This is a genomic window from Pseudomonas canadensis, from assembly GCF_000503215.1.
In the GTDB taxonomy this organism is placed as follows: Bacteria; Pseudomonadota; Gammaproteobacteria; order Pseudomonadales; family Pseudomonadaceae; genus Aquipseudomonas; species Aquipseudomonas canadensis.
The window spans coordinates 1,044,439-1,059,402 of record NZ_AYTD01000013.1 but is presented as its reverse complement, the minus strand read 5'-3'; the positions used below and the strand labels follow the sequence as shown (position 1 = coordinate 1,059,402).

Below are 14,964 nucleotides of genomic sequence, written 5' to 3'. Positions count from 1 at the left end.
TTCCCGGCAGATGATGTGCTTTGGCTCTCTGTAAGTTGTCTGGTAGCCACCATGGACGCTGTAGGCCTTCACTACGCAGCTATCTGGCTAAGCTCTTTAGACATCCCACTGGATAATCACCTGAACGGTTCAATAGAGTCGCAGTTGGTAAATGACTCGCTTATGACTTTAGTGACACCAAATCGTCAATTTCATCGAGCGCCTCTCACTCAGTCCAACCAGCTGGCCAATTCTGCTAAGAAGGCGTAGTCGATTTTCTCCATGGGGCCTCCTAAGCGCCTAGTAGTGAGTGAGATGGACAAATGGACACCTAGAACCCCGTAAACACTGGCCTTAACCAATGTAGCTCAAAGTCCATTTTTTCCGCTCCGAATGGACACCCTCCAGTCGCGGATCCTCTCCAACGTTCGTGTAGTTCCTATCTATCCCACCCAAGTGACACGTGGCCCTACATACTGGCTGCTTGCCAGTCTTTACGTATATGCTTCGACCACTGCATCGCGCCCTATCCCACGTTTACGGGGATGGCACCGGCCTCTGTAAGGCTGCAATCGATGCGTCATTGCCGCCTAGGTACCTGCTGAGGCGAGTGGTTCCTTCTGCCGGACAGGAGGGTGCTACTTACATGGAGATTGCATGAGCTTTTTTTCGGACGAAGAAATAGATTCACTCAAGATCACTCGGATGATCCTGCACGTGGTGGGTACCAAGAGCTTCGAGGCACAGCCGGAGCGCGCCTTGGAGGAGGAAGGATTCTTTATCGGTAAAATTGTGGACATGGCTGCTGCGCCGGTCTTCATGTTCAAGGCTGTGTCTACGACCCGGAACGAAATTGAAGCCATTGCAACTGGGGTCATCCCGTTCGTCGATGGTGCTCAGAGTCTGGCTGCCAGCTTCAGCCGGGCACACGTCGGCGGCAGTGCTGACGGGGTTTTGTTGATGTTCGAGCTGTCGGTCAAAGACCCCAATGTGAAGATTTACAGCCTGATCAAGTACGACTACAAGCTGGCCTTGGAGCAGAACGACGGTGCTCCAGGGAACACGCTGCGCCGGATCGTGAACGCCCTGGTAGACGAAAAGAAGGCCATCCAGAAGACAGCGCTCGTCCGTGTAATCAGTGGTGCTGCCGACAAGAATATTTCGGCCACCGACCGTACGAAGCATGGTGTGGATCTGGCCGATTACTTCGCCGACTTCTTGTCGGTGACCAGGGACGTCTCAGACACGGAACTGAGCGAGCTTACCCGCAGGGTGCTCAAGGCGGCGCTCCAGGCCTGTATCGAGCATCTGCCAGGCCAAGATGTGGCCAAGGCCCTGAAGAAAGCCCAAGCAAACCTCGGCACCCGCAAGCTGATTGATGAAGATGCGATTGTGGAGGCGGTGATGCTGGCTGCCGGTCATCCAAAAGATGAGAAGATAGCCGGTCGCCTTGAGAAAGAGACCCGCACCCGCGTTAAGAAGAGCAAGCTGCATGAGCTTAGCTTCGAGCCCGATCGCAAGATCCTCCGGCAGCCATACATGCGCAAGATCGTCACGACCGAAGGCGTCACCATCCTGTTCCCCGACCGGGCGGAAAACCCGAACGTAAAGGTGGTGGAGCTGAAAGGGGGCAAGAAGCAAATCATCGTGGATACAGACAGGGTCACGGAGGACAGCGTTGTCACACCAAAGCCTGGCCAGCCTACTTAACGACCTGTCACGTAAAGGTCAGGCGCTGATCACTGAGGGGAATGCCACCCTCATTGTCTCTAACCTGCCTGCTGATGCTGCTAGGTCAATCGCTCTGGCCGCCTCCGCTGCTGCCTGGTCGATCACCATGTATGACAGCGCTGGCGGCGAAACCGAGGTCGAAGAGGGGGATGAGGCTTTCGGGCCGTTTCGCGCTGAGCTCGTGAAACCGCTTCCGCAGGAGCATGATCAGACTGCGGCCTTGTACGTGGCCACAGAGGCGGGCTTTAAAGCCTTCCTCGATAACGGCCATTCCGCATCACGATGGTACGTCCTGGGCCTGCTGAGGCCCTTCAATACTCGGGCACGCGCTTATAGCGACTGGGGCATAGATGAGCCCTATGTCGAATCTCAAGCGACGAAGTCGCCCCGGCTTTTGGTGAAAGAGTCAGCTGACGTCCGTACTGTGCCTGAGGACGTTCGCCACTGGTTGCTCGCAGAAAGCCATGAGCTTGATGAAGCTGACCTAATGCACATGGTCTGGGCGACCCAAGCCTTTGACGCTCTAAGTCGTTGTTTTGCGAACGAAATCGACGTTAGCGGGAGTAAGCTGAGTTTCAAAGGGCCGCCCAAGCTCAACCTGACACTCGCGGAAGCGAACGATGGTGCCAAGCAGATCACCCTGAATGACTTCAAGGTCGTACAGGATGCCGCCGTTTGGGTGTTCGAAAACGCACGTGAAGCTGAAGTGAAGCATATTCTGCTGTCCGCTGAGATTGCTCGATCGGGCAGGGCAGACGGAGAGGCACTTCAGTATTTCAGGGAAAACCTTGCTGCGGCGCTGGATTGCGCCAAGATCGCCTACCAGATGGCGGTCTCGGAGATCACCAAGGATACCCTGAAATCCTTAGGAGACCTTCGCAAGGCCGTCACTGAAGAAACGTCCAAAGCGACAGAGGCGACCCGCCAGGCAATCGCAGCAATCTCGACAGCATTGACTGTGGGTTTGGGCCTGATCGTTGCGCGGCTCACGCTGCAGATCAACCCGTACCTCATTTCGCTTGTGATGGCGGTTGCATTCGGCTACACGACGCTGAACGTGATGTCGGGCCGGAAGTTCATCAACATTCAGCGACAGCTGCGCCAGGATTGGCAGTCGAAGCTATATCGTTTTCTCTCAGAAGCCGAATACAAGAAAATGGTAGGCGATCCGATTGAGCAGGCTGAGAGCTTTTTTTACGGGGTCAGTCGCATAGGACTGGCCATGCTGGTCGCCTCTGCATTGGGGATCGCTACCTTCGCCTTTCTTTACACCACACCTTCTGTGACTACTCCGATAGTCCCAACGATGCCTCCTGCTCCGGCAACAGCTCCTTTTGTCCCGCAAAGCCCACAGCCACTAACCGATGAGCCACTGCCCCAACCGATGCCAAAGTTGAAGACGCCGGAGAAGCCTTCAGAGATAAGAGAGGCGCCCTCTGTGGGAACTTTGAATAAAGTGGTTCTGCGGTGCGCAGGGTAGCTAAATGTCACGACTGGCAAGTGTCATTTCGAAGCCAATCACTCAACAGCAGACGTCCAGTAACGCTGCACGGTGGTCTTAGACAGCCCCAGCTCATGGGCAACCTCTAGCCGACTCAGTCCCTGAGCCTTCAGCCTTTGCACGTCAGCATTGGCCTTGTTTGCACGCGCGATGGTGGGGTGAGGAGCATCAATGGCACTAGGCTCAGCTGGAGGGACAGCGTTGAGCAGGTGCAGCTTCTCCAGATCGGCAGCCGCCTGAGCCAGCAGGTGATTGGGAGTGACGCCACGCTCGGCTGCGAGGGCAACAGTGAATAGAGCAACTGGCTCCACGCCCAAAGCACTCGCCAGCTCAACAATGAGCTTCAGCGTCGGGCTCGTTTTTCCTGCTTCCAGCTGACTGATGTGTGACGAAGCAATCTGGTCGCCAAGGTCTTTTTGATTCAGTTGGCGGCTGACGCGGACTAGCCGCAGCGCGGACGCGAAGCCCTTGGGAATCGACATTTCACGGCTTCCAAAAAAGAAACGGTATGCCGTGTTTGCGATGATCCAAACAAATCTATATATTTAAATCGTTTGGTTCTTGCGGCACTTACACCGCTGCCTGGACATTTCTCTCACCTGAGTTCCGCCAGCCTTCTAGAGACAGCCGTTTCAATATAAGGCTAATTCGATCATCCACTACCAGGCGCTCGGAGCCTGACTGCCTGCTGGAGTGCTTCTTGCGAGTCCGGATCTACTCTGACCTTCACATTGAGTTCGGTGCCCAGGCGAAAGTCGACCTCGGGAACGCGACCAGCGACGTCGATCTAGTCATCCTCGCGGGTGACATCCATACGAAGTCCAGGGGTGTCACATGGGCCCAGGTATCCTTTGATGTCCCGGTCGTGTATGTCTGTGGCAATCACGAATTTTATAAAGGCCATTTCGATCGAACGCTCTTGTCCATGAAAAACTCAGCTGCCGGCAGCAACGTCCATGTCCTTGAAAACGAATCGATGATGTACAGAGGCATTCGGATTTTGGGAGCCACTGCCTGGACAGATTTTTCAACGAAGGGGAGTGTTCACAAGTCCTCGCAAGAGGCGCGCAGGAGCATGAACGACTTTCGCTTGATCAGAGCCGGGCAGGGGTACCGAGCCCTCAGTATTGATGATGTCATCAATCGGAACCATCAAACCTATGATTATCTGAGTCAAGAATTAGCCAAGGAATTTGACGGCCAGACTTTAGTGGTCACACATCATTGCCCTCTAACTGAGCTGTCTGGGCCAGAGAAGGATTCGGAACTTATGCCTGCTTATTCAAATGAGTGGCCTGAGTTGGTGGGTAAAGCTGATTATTGGGTTTTCGGGCACACGCATAGCCCGGTAGATATGATGGTAGCCGGTTGTCGTCTTGTCAGTAATCCACGGGGATATCCAAATGAGGATTGTGGCTTCGATAAGGAATTCATTCTTGAAATTAACTAAGTTTGCTAGTTTGAAATGTCAAATTATTTAGAGAAACTAGCTGCGGCGGCTCAGCAAAGCTTCAGTCAGCCTGTAACCGGATATTTGCTTGACGCCCGCCTAAAGGAGGGAGGTGTCAGAGGTGCAATCTTCGGTGATGCACTCAGCCGTTACGAAGACGGCGACAGCATTACGACGAGCGCTGTTCAGGAAACACGCCAGGAGCACGGCTATACCTTGTTCTTGACTGTCTTAGGATCTTGCTATGTAGCTGTGAGCCATCTGTTGTTCGTAGAGGAATGCTTCGATGGTGTTTCTCAAACAGTAATACTACGCGCGAGTTGATTATTTATAGTTGATTCGATTTTTATATGGTCGCCATCTTGCGGAAAGTTATCAGGCTAGACGTATTTAAGGAAAGTGCATGTCTGAATTGAAAAAGGCAAAGATCATTGTAAAGAACTACGATGTTCAGAATCTCGGTGAAATTGATGGCCTTTACACCCGCGTGAGGATTGAGGATGAGCAGGGCGCAACATCGTACTTCAAGGAGGTCGTAATTCCTAAGTATCTCACTAGGCATGGTGCACTGACTATTGACTCTCCGCGAACTTGGTATTACAAGCACTCGGCGAAAAAATCAATTATTGTTGTTGCTATCGAAAAGGCGGGTGGTAAGGTTGAGTATGACTTTGACGATCTACGAGTCATCGCTCGATCGACGGTGCTAAAAGGCATCTTAATTACAGTGGCGGCCATTCCCGTTGGGGTGATCGCTGCAACCGCTACGTTCGGCCTTGGTCTCTTCCTGATTCCTATGGCCTTTTGGTATGGCTACAGGAATATTTTCAGACTGCCGGGGCTGTTGAGTCGTAAGAAGTTAGTTGGTGAGTTTGCGGCGCACGGAGTAACGGTTCGGTAGGGTTGAGGTGAAGTTTCATTAACGGCCAAAACGAGACTGAGGCGTGGGTATGCTAAGCATTGTTGCGATATGCGTTTATTCGTCGGTCGGATGTTGGAGTGCTGGGCATCGTTGCTACTTGGGTCGATACGAGCAAATTCTTTCAATTGCGGAGGGAGTGTTCGGGAATCGAAGAAAAGCACAATGTTGGCTAAGCAGGCCTATTGTCGGCCTGAGCTACAAATCCCCGTGCACCCAGCTCAGTAGCTCCAGAGGCTATGGAGATATCCATGAATGGCTCATACGCATTCACCACGGAATCTGCTTCTAACTAGGCGCAACGGGGGAAGTCCAACAGTTACCCAGCGATGCCGAGATATGCGGCGATCGCTTTAGCAATGCCTGCGGCGGCGGCTTCGATGCTTATTCCCGCGACGCCTGAAGCGGCCCTTCCAGCAAGCTGACCAATCCATGTAGCTGCCGTCTTCTTTTTTTCTTCCTCGCTTCCTGTTGCAAGTGCACGTTCAACATCCGCCTGGAGTCCGCTTGTATCACCAACGGTCAGTCCCAGTTCCCCTAAACGAGCTTGAAGAGCCTCCCAGTTGCCAGGTTTGGTAATAGTGGATGACGATTGGCTGAAATTAGAGCTGGCGTTCGCAACGTTGCCGACGTTACCAGTAATGTTCGTTGTGAATATCTGTGTCATTTTTTCACCGCTAAGTGGTGGCTGGCTACCTACTGGAAGTTCTCCAGCATTAGGTGCCTCTCGTTCGAGGTCAATTACAAAGCCGAGCACCCTCGTTTTGACAGAGTCCATCAGTCGTACAATGGCTCCAATCGGGATCTCTTTCCAAGCTTGATAACATTGCATACCGGGGGTGAGCGTCGAAGCATAGTGAACGGCGAGCTCAACAGGCCACGGTTCTTGGACACTGCCTGACGTCCCCTCTGATAGCAACGCGACGTAAGCGCTAATGCTGCTACCCATATAAGCATGGCGGTAATGCCCTTGGAGTTCGGTTGGCAAGACAGACACAGAAATTTGTAGCTTGTTCGCTTGGCGGAAGCCTCCGTCGAATGACCCGTACGAATCAACCCGGATGATCCGGTAATCAGGTAGCTCACTGACGTTGGGATAGCCATTGAGCTCATGGTCGACCCACTCCCCAAATGCTTGATGAGATATGCGGGCTGCTAGGAGCTTGCACATTCGTAGCAAGGTGGGGATGTCATGGTCTTTGGCGATTGCCGCAGCTTGTATGTCATGGATAAGGGGCATCAGACGGTCTCGGCTTCGAGGGACGTTGGATGGTGCGTATATGACTATAGAGTGCCGAAGCTGGATGGCGTTTGGTGCAGCCCTACTGATACATTTAGCTTCGCTGCCGCTTCGATTTATTAGTTATCCTTGGCAGCCGTCATCTACTCCGTCGAGCCATAACGGGCTTGCATCCTGGTGATGCCTTTATGAGCCAGATACTCGCTGTATTCAAGCAGTGACCGCTGTTTCACCTCGTGGTTGAGGTAGTCGACCAAGAAGAACACTGGGAGCGGCAGGTGGGGCTCTGGGGCATCGAGCGCCAAGCGTGTGATGTGGGCTACACCATAGAGCTTCGCTACCAGGATGAGTGCTGCTCGCCCTCCGGGCTGGCTGACTTGGATGAGGATAAGCACGTGGTGGTTGTCGGGTGCGGCGTCGAGCATCGTTTTTAGAGAATCATCATCGACGATGTCGACATGCACACGCGGCGTCCCTGTCAATATGCCTTCCTTGATCTGTCGCAAGCTGGGATCGGCCACATAATCCCGGCCTAGATAATGGGCCAGCAGATTTACACCAATCTTTGCGATGACCCGCTCCATCGCGCCGATGGTCACTGACATTCCCACGGACACGATGGGCCCCTCGATGTCCTTTGTAACCTGGGTCTCGAATGAAAACTGCTCGACTGCACAGGCGAAGAAATTGAGCGCGTCCTCGATCGTGGCACTTGAGGTCTTGAGCACAATCCCCCTATTCAGGTTTTGGAATATCGTTGCCGCTGGGGTCGAACCTTTCGTGTGGGTCTTGTCGTGACGCTCCAGCCAAACGCCATGCCGGGGAGGCCGGGCCAGAAAACTCGACCCATCTACTTGGGTGAAGGTCTTGCCTGAGCGAACCATGGTGATGGCTTCGTACCTCAGATCATGCTCAGGGCCACGCTTGCGGATACAAGTAAGTTGAGATGCCTGGAATATGGTCGACAGTGACGTGACGAAGCTGCACAGGTCGTCCAGGCCAGCAGCAGTGGACTCAAAGGATTTCTCCCCGGTTATCTTTAGCTGCGGTAGGACTATCGGCTTAGCGTGTGGCCCAAAGTCAACTTCATCCGGATATCCCAATGCATTGGCCATCTGTTTGTGCTTGGCCTGGATGCCGGGCGCAGTGGTGAGCTTACCTCGATCGCGGCCATGCGGTTGCATGAATGCCCGCGCTATGGCGATGGGGGAACTTCGCAGTACCTCCCGCTCCAAATTGCCAAAGACGTCTGTGTTGCAACGCCGGCAAACCATGTCGACCAGTAGAAAGCGATTGTCGTCTGCTCCAAGCCCTGCACTGATGACATGCTCGGCAGAGAAGGGCCCAGTCCCATTACAGTATATGCACAGCGAAGGGGTCGATGGTTGAGTGGTCAAAAGGTGACTCCTGCATGGCACCTATGGGAGGAGCGCTCGGTGATAGCTCCATTCCTGATCAGTATCGGTGGTATCGCCTGCACTCGACCACATGGAGGAAAACCGACACCGGGCATCCCATCAGCTTTGACGCATCACGATCGCAGTCAAAAAGCCTCGACCCCCAGTGTATTCCTCAGTCGATACCTCATCGAGCAAAGTACTGAGCTGGTGACCTTCATGCGATATCCGAACGATGCAGGTGCGCGTCGCGTCAAGATGGCATGGATGCTGCCGATGCAGGTACGGTCTGCCGGCTCACCCCTGATCATCCTTTAGCACTGAGAGATTCGTATGACTGCTTCGCACGCTGCCCAGTATCGTATCCCCGCCGATTGGCAGCAGTTCCAGCGTTTGTCCGTAGCGGTCGCGAGCGCCCACTTCGGTCTGGACTTTCAGTCCTACGGGCGTAATGGTCAATGGCAAGGAGGCATCGATTCGTATGCCTATACCCGCGATGGCAAACTCATAGCGGTGCAAAGCAAGAGTAAGGACGCAGGGTACGGGAGCGTCCTTACCCCGGGTGACATTACCGAAGCAGTAAACAAAGCACGCGATTTCAAGTTCAAGATTGATATTTTCGTGATCCTCACCAGCTCACCTGACGACACTAAACTTTGTGATCGTGCGCTCGAAATCACCCAAGCTCACCAGGCGACCGGCGGATTTGCGGTAGACGTCTGGGGGTGGCAGACAATAGAAGATGTGATCCGAGAACATGAATCAGTCCAGCGCTCCTTCTATCCCCAAACTGTAGCAAAGACAAACACTTGGCAGTGGGTTGTAAGAGCGGGCACCTTGTGCGGACTGATTGCACTTGCTGGTTACGGCGCGAATGAATACATCGATTACAAGGCGGCTATGGATCGGGTTCAGGGTGTCACCGGTGTTGGTGTACAGAGTTTCGTTCAGCAGAGCGACTTGTTAAGCGAGGCCTACGTGCATTGCCAAAATGAGATGGACAAAAGCCTTTTCCTCTCATCGTTTGAGTTTGATCACTATTGTACCCTCCCGGTAGGGCAGCAATTAGTGGCCATGCAGAACCATTTGCAGAAAATCGTCTTGGACATTGACCCAGAGGTTTTTGAAAAAATGAAGAGCATGGTGGGTCTTCTGGAGTCGTATCACCATCAGGGGCTCCGCGCTAGCGCCATGACATCGGCTTATGAAGACGTTTACCGTAAAGGCATGCTCCAAGTCTGCAGAAAACAGAGTGATGAGTTTCTGACGAAAGAGCTCAAGCAACTCCTCAAGGCCTCTGCCATCCAGCAGTTGGAGTACTATCACTCCATGAGCAGTTACATCTATCCGAGCTTGTCGGCAATGAAGGCCCAGGTGATTGCTTCGGCGCTACAGATGCGTGGGCAGAAGATTGCGCCCAGCGTGATGGCTGAAGCCAACGAGCTCGACGTGCTTATCTCTCAAAACCAAGCCTACCGCCTCGATGAAGTGACTTACCCGTTCACGCTTTCCCAAGTGAAAATGATGTCATCACCTTATGCTGGATTGATCGATAGCTCAGGTGGTTCAGCCGACGTTGAAGAAATGCGTGAGCGCGAGGTGCTGATCGGCGGAGCTATTACTAGTTATCTGGGCCATCCTAAGGAAGCTCGCCAGATTGTGGAGTGCGGAGACATGAAGCCTGAATTGATCCCAGCATTGGAGAAACGAGAGTTGGAGATCACAGGAAATACCATTGAGCTCTCAACGTCTTTCAAGGACTCGGCTGCCTATCTTCCTTAGAATACTGATCGATTTCCTGGCTCAAAGCTTTCATCAGCATAATGCTTGATAGTCCACCAAACGCATACGAGGAATATCGGAAGAAACCTATAGTAATAGTAGATCCTTGAGGTGAGATGGTTTTCGAATTAATGATGTGTTAGTTCTGATTAAGTTCTGGGCGGTCAGTTAAGAGTCAAAATTTTGTACCTGGTTCTTGGCTTTTTTATCATGGGTAATATAGGTGTTCAATGGAATTGAGATCGCGAGTCGATAAGCTCTTAGATGATGGGCTTGATAAGAATGTGGCGTTGCTTGGCCAAGCTGAGCGGTCGCTTGAAATTTTGTTTGAGCTTGTCGAGCAACACTATAGTCGAGGTGATTTTCGGGCAGGAGAGGGATTACGTCCTGCCCTGGATGTTTATACCGAGAAGCTCGTGCAAAACTATAAGGCTGATGTTCCTTCCCTGAGTGTGGATGAATTAGATTGGCCAGACATTTTTTCATTTTCATCTGCTTATCACTGGCTGCGTGACCTAATATTTTTATCCTACGACAATCCGGAGTCTGTCGACTGGTCTGAGCACGACGCTACTATATCTGTTAAGCTTCAAGATAATACTTTTGCAGAGCAAATCGTATATGAGCATCAGCTGTTCGCTCTTAGCTCAACCTTACTTCGCAAAGAAAAGCCATTACCAGACGAATTCTTCAAGATGCTCGGCACGACTGCACGGTGGGATCATAATAATCCTGATATGGAGAAAATATTCGGTCATGTAAGGTCTCAAGCCGATAGTAAGATTGAAGCGTTCTTCTCATATGTGCCAGAAGTTTGCGATGCTGCTCTTGGTAGTTATACATATAGTGAATTTTATAAAGTGTATTATGGCTTTTTGCTATTCGCGATCTATGAGAGGTACCACGCTTCTGTCAACCAGTTGTCGTGCGTGGTTACGCTGGGTGAAGCTGAATTAGTAGAGGAAACAAGCCGCATTGCCGGCCTGCCTACGGAGAAGTGCTCGGTTATCCTCAGGGACATAGCCAGTAGTTCGCGCGGGACATTTAATTACCTTCAGGCTGAGTGTAAGTATCTTTTGTTACCGTTTAGTTTTTCTTTGAAAGATGGTATCTCTTCCATGCTGAAGCAGTACGCTGGTCGAGATAGTGACCGGTTTTCTGGGCAGTTTGCGGGTTTAATTGGTGCCGCATTGGTGGATGAAATATCTGACCTGTTTGCGCAGTTTCGGAATTTTAGAACAGAAAAGGAAATTCTTCTTCAGAGCTATGATCCATCCTTGCCAGACATCGATGTGCTTGCACTGTCATACGAACCCTCATTAGGGTTCCATGCATTTGTGTGCGAAGTAAAAAACAATTTGCCCGCCACTTGGGCCAAGGAATATCTTAAGACGAAAGGCAAGAAAGGCGCCATTACAAAAGCGCTTGAGCAGGCTGAAAAACTTAAGGGTTTTTTGGCGGCTGCTGAAGGTGTAGAGCTTTTGCAAAGGCTTATTGCAAAAAACTTTCCTGATTTGGATATCGATAAGCTATTCCCAACTGGCTATTGTATTACAATTGATTTTCTGGTCGTGACATCGCAAAGTATGGGGGCTTTCTTTCCTGAGCGCTCAACCGCTATACTCAATAACACCATGCTGAATCATGTTGTTTCTCGAAGTGATGGCGATACGAACTTTATCTTGTGGTATCTTTGGAATATGCAGCGTTACATCCGCTCAACTTATAAGGAAGAGACTGAATCTATTCGTGTGGGTGAATACACGATTGAGTTTACCGTTCCTCAAGTTAATGGCTATATTGATATAGAATACAATAGCTATCTTTCTAGTGGGGAGCTGGAGAAGAATGAGGCGGAGTCGCTGGCAACCGGCTATCGTTTTATTGACACTCTCGACGCACCTGGTGAGCCCGGAAATCAGAAATTCCTTATTGTTGTCCGTTAGGTCGAAACAGATTATTTCATTAATCGGTCAAGACGCAGCGGGTGAGGAAGACGTGGCAAGAATGTTGGGGCTGAAATGTGGCGCGACGCATGGCTTCAAGTCCTCTTTGACGTAGGTCGTGTGGCGAGGGTGAGGCTGGTGTCTGCTCGCCCAAGATGGTGCAGTCATCGGCACTTATGTAATGCCGGATCATGACTAGATCTGAGTAAGCGGGTTTAGGGCTCTCGACACGGAAATCTGGCTCGTGGGTCATTCAATCCTGGCGAGTAGCTATCATGAGATGTGCACTGAGAACCTGACAGGTTATTGGGCTCGCATAGGACGCTGTCCCAGCGGACTGAGTATGGTCAAGCGTTAGCATGGGGAGGCACGCATGGCATCTGCGGCACACGACTATCAGCATTTCGTACGTTGGCTTCACGACCCTGGGACTGTGGCATCGGATGACGCGCGGCGAATGGGCAACCTGGTGCTGCAGCATTTCGACGCAATTTCTTTAACGTCCCGTAATCGTAGCCAGCGAGCCATCCGTATTGTGGAGCTCGCTAGAGGCCGATTCGCGGAAACCAATAATGGATTACCCTGGTTGAACGCTCTCGCGGCGGGGGGCGGATGGCATTGGCGAAGTCTTTCCGAGCTCACGATTGGCCCGTTTCGAGGTTTTCGAAACTCTGAGACATTTGATCTCACCAAGCGCCTTGTTTTGTTCTATGGCCCTAACGGTAGCGGAAAAACCAGCCTTTGTGAGGCGCTAGAGTATGCCTTGCTCGGCGCTGTCGATGAAGGAGCACAGAAGCGTATCGATGCAGGGCAGTACCTTCGCAATATCCATGAGAATCGCTTTGTTGCTCCCCAGCTTCGGGGTGTCAACTTAGCCGGCCAGCCCATGGCGATCGATGCTGATGCAGACGCTTATAGGTTCTGCTTCATCGAAAAAAATCGGATTGACTCGTTTTCAAGGATTGCGGCCAAGCCTGCCGGGCAGAAGACCGAGCTTATAGCGGCGCTGTTTGGTATGGATCATTACAACGAGTTCGTGGCGCAGTTCAACGAGTCGCTGACAGACCAGCTCAACCTTGCGCCGCTGAGAGCGCAAGAGTTAGAGCTCCGGCGAAACTCTATTGCCAATGACATGGGGATCGTGGCAGGAGAGGCGCTTGCAGGAGCTGACTTTCAGCGAGTCGAAGAAGCTTACGCTCATCAATTTGCGGGAGGCATGTCCTACAGGCAGCTTCAAGAAACCGTGGGTTTTTTTGGTGTGCCCGGAAGGCTTCAAGAGCTGGAGGCCACGCTCAATCAGCCACCTCCCATGCTTCACGGAGTCAGCCAGCAGAGCCTGTTGGCTGCCTACCAGAGAGCTGATGAGGCTCACAACGAAGTTGAATCGCTATCGCAACGGCTAGCTCAGCAACATAGCGATGTTGATTACCAAGCGCTCTTCACTGCTGTTCAGCGTCTACAGGTTGTCTCTCCCGATCGCTGTCCGGCCTGCAATACACCGTTACATGGTGATCCACATGCGCAGGTAAACCCTTACCAAAAAGCCACGCAGGGCCTTGAGCGGTTGCGTGCGCTGACGGCGCTGCAGCAAAGCTACCAAGCCGCGATAGGGCATCGGAGGGCTGCGTCTGATGCGCTGAGTGCTTACATGGCCCAATTTGCTCAACGCGCTACCCCAGGGAATGAAGGTGAGAGCGCTATAGTTCGCTACTTGGCAGCTCCCGGTGTAGTTGCTGATACCGCGTGGTGGAAACTGGGATACAACGAAATCGGCGGGGCTTTGTCAGTGGCACAACAGGCTGTGAATTGGGCAGCTCAACTGGAACAGATCGATGCTGCTACCCGACTGAACCTGGAACATAGACAGGCTTTGGTCGATGAGCGGGATCGTCTTAACGGCGCTCGAATTGCATTAGCCGAGCATGCGGCCAGGAGGCAGCAAGCTCAGACCCTCGTCGGTACTGCAAGACAACGCATCGTTGAATTTGAAGCGCAGAACGCTGAGCTGATCGCAGCGGCGGGAGCTGAGCGCGAACTGATTACCGCTGAGGCGAGAATCCAGGCGGCTTATGCCGAGTTCTTGGCGTTGCTGCGAAGACACCGCTCAGAGCTGCCAGGCACTCTGATGGCTGGCCTGAATGCACAAGCGCTGGAGCTCTATAACGAGTTCAACGTGCGCGATGCAGACGAGGACAAACTCGCTGAGTTGCATCTGCCGTTAACTGGCGAAGGCCGAATCGAACTTTGCTTCCGAGGAGCTCCAGGGCGCCGAGTCGACGCTCTTCAAGTGCTCAGTGAGGGGCATGTTCGATGCCTGGGACTTGCGATTCTGTTGGCCAAAGTGTCGAGCATTCAGGCACCCGCTGTGATCTTTGACGATGCGATCAATGCCATCGACCATGAACACCGTCAAGGGATCCGAGAGGCGCTGTTCGAGAGCGAGCGGTTTGCGAATACCCAGATCATTGTCACCTGCCACAGCAGCGAGTTCATCAAGGATATCCAGAATCATGTGGAGCAGAACCAGTGGCTGGCGTATGCCTTCCTGCACCATCAGGGGAACTATCACCCTCGCGTGATCCGCAACGTTCCGCCTCAGGCTTACCTCGTACTGGCCAGATCTGCAGTGGATCGTGGTGATCACCGGGCCGCCCTGCAGTTCTCGCGGCAGGCACTAGAGATGCTCACGTCGAAGATCTGGAAATGGCTGGGGAAATGTAGTCAGGGTGTGCTCACCGTCCAGTTAGCTAGGGATGGCGATCAACCGAGCCTGAGTAACCTGTGCTCATCGATATGCTCAAAGCTGCGGGGCGCTAATACTTTCCAGCATGTCGATAAACAACCGTTGATCGATGCGCTGGTTCAGATTCTAGGCATTGGTGAGCAGACACTGGTCTGGGGGTACCTGAACAAAGGCACCCATGAAGAGGCTGACCGGGAAGACTTTGATGCCGGCGTGGTTGAGCAAGTGGTGGTGCTGCTGGAGGGCATTAACACCCTTCGTCTACGCGGGCCATGA

Annotated in this window: 11 protein-coding genes; 8 read left to right on the top strand and 3 right to left on the bottom strand. The window is 52.5% G+C overall.

Features of this window, described 5'->3' with window-relative positions; genetic code table 11:
• Positions 1-636 precede the first annotated feature (636 nt).
• Positions 637-1,689 carry a hypothetical protein gene (locus tag U367_RS0113750; RefSeq protein WP_028617420.1) on the top strand — a complete coding sequence of 351 codons (1,053 nt, stop codon included), beginning with the start codon at positions 637-639 and terminating at the stop codon, positions 1,687-1,689.
• On the top strand, positions 1,658-3,190 hold the full coding sequence (locus tag U367_RS01000000130125; RefSeq protein ID WP_080770665.1) for a hypothetical protein: 1,533 nt from the start codon (positions 1,658-1,660) through the stop codon (positions 3,188-3,190). Before U367_RS0113750 ends, U367_RS01000000130125 begins: the two co-directional genes overlap by 32 nt.
• A gap of 38 nt (positions 3,191-3,228) precedes the next feature.
• Here U367_RS01000000130125 and U367_RS0113740 read toward each other — a convergent pair whose 3' ends face one another.
• Positions 3,229-3,693 (bottom strand): helix-turn-helix domain-containing protein, encoded by a 465-nt coding sequence (locus U367_RS0113740; protein WP_028617419.1) that lies wholly within the window; start codon positions 3,691-3,693, stop codon positions 3,229-3,231.
• 218 nt (positions 3,694-3,911) lie between these two features.
• Between U367_RS0113740 and U367_RS0113735 the strand changes: the two genes are divergently transcribed.
• The 3 genes from U367_RS0113735 to U367_RS1000000132710 all read left to right on the top strand — a co-directional run bounded on the left by U367_RS0113735 (position 3,912) and on the right by U367_RS1000000132710 (position 5,872).
• Positions 3,912-4,661, top strand: coding sequence for a metallophosphoesterase family protein (locus tag U367_RS0113735; protein ID WP_028617418.1), 750 nt, complete (start codon positions 3,912-3,914; stop codon positions 4,659-4,661).
• Positions 4,662-5,064: 403 nt separating this feature from the next.
• Entirely contained in the window at positions 5,065-5,562 is a 498-nt protein-coding gene (locus U367_RS0113730; RefSeq protein ID WP_028617417.1) for a hypothetical protein, read from the top strand.
• Between the two features lie 49 nt (positions 5,563-5,611).
• Entirely contained in the window at positions 5,612-5,872 is a 261-nt protein-coding gene (locus tag U367_RS1000000132710) for an antitoxin Xre/MbcA/ParS toxin-binding domain-containing protein (RefSeq protein ID WP_073860028.1), read from the top strand.
• A gap of 27 nt (positions 5,873-5,899) precedes the next feature.
• Here the strand turns inward: U367_RS1000000132710 and U367_RS0113725 are convergent, their stop codons facing one another.
• Positions 5,900-6,820: an AbiTii domain-containing protein gene (locus U367_RS0113725; RefSeq protein WP_028617416.1), complete on the bottom strand. Its 921-nt coding sequence runs from the start codon at positions 6,818-6,820 to the stop codon at positions 5,900-5,902.
• Between the two features lie 143 nt (positions 6,821-6,963).
• Positions 6,964-8,217, bottom strand: a complete 1,254-nt coding sequence (locus U367_RS0113720; RefSeq protein WP_028617415.1) for a hypothetical protein — start codon at positions 8,215-8,217, stop codon at positions 6,964-6,966.
• A gap of 333 nt (positions 8,218-8,550) precedes the next feature.
• Between U367_RS0113720 and U367_RS0113715 the strand changes: the two genes are divergently transcribed.
• The 3 genes from U367_RS0113715 (at position 8,551) to U367_RS0113705 (ending at position 14,964) form a co-directional block, all read left to right on the top strand.
• Positions 8,551-9,999, top strand: coding sequence for a hypothetical protein (locus tag U367_RS0113715; RefSeq protein ID WP_028617414.1), 1,449 nt, complete (start codon positions 8,551-8,553; stop codon positions 9,997-9,999).
• Between the two features lie 230 nt (positions 10,000-10,229).
• Positions 10,230-11,945 carry a hypothetical protein gene (locus tag U367_RS0113710; RefSeq protein WP_028617413.1) on the top strand — a complete coding sequence of 572 codons (1,716 nt, stop codon included), beginning with the start codon at positions 10,230-10,232 and terminating at the stop codon, positions 11,943-11,945.
• Between the two features lie 373 nt (positions 11,946-12,318).
• On the top strand, positions 12,319-14,964 hold the full coding sequence (locus U367_RS0113705) for an AAA family ATPase (protein ID WP_028617412.1): 2,646 nt from the start codon (positions 12,319-12,321) through the stop codon (positions 14,962-14,964).

Excerpts from the sequence above, each read along its gene's own strand:
- U367_RS0113715 (WP_028617414.1), top strand. The coding sequence starts at position 8,551 with ATGACTGCTTCGCACGCTGCCCAGTATCGTATCCCCGCCGATTGGCAG.
- U367_RS0113705 (WP_028617412.1), top strand. The coding sequence starts at position 12,319 with ATGGCATCTGCGGCACACGACTATCAGCATTTCGTACGTTGGCTTCAC.
- U367_RS0113710 (WP_028617413.1), top strand. The coding sequence starts at position 10,230 with ATGGAATTGAGATCGCGAGTCGATAAGCTCTTAGATGATGGGCTTGAT.
- U367_RS1000000132710 (WP_073860028.1), top strand. The coding sequence starts at position 5,612 with ATGCTAAGCATTGTTGCGATATGCGTTTATTCGTCGGTCGGATGTTGG.
- U367_RS0113730 (WP_028617417.1), top strand. The coding sequence starts at position 5,065 with ATGTCTGAATTGAAAAAGGCAAAGATCATTGTAAAGAACTACGATGTT.
- U367_RS0113750 (WP_028617420.1), top strand. The coding sequence starts at position 637 with ATGAGCTTTTTTTCGGACGAAGAAATAGATTCACTCAAGATCACTCGG.
- U367_RS0113740 (WP_028617419.1), bottom strand. The coding sequence starts at position 3,693 with ATGTCGATTCCCAAGGGCTTCGCGTCCGCGCTGCGGCTAGTCCGCGTC.
- U367_RS0113725 (WP_028617416.1), bottom strand. The coding sequence starts at position 6,820 with ATGCCCCTTATCCATGACATACAAGCTGCGGCAATCGCCAAAGACCAT.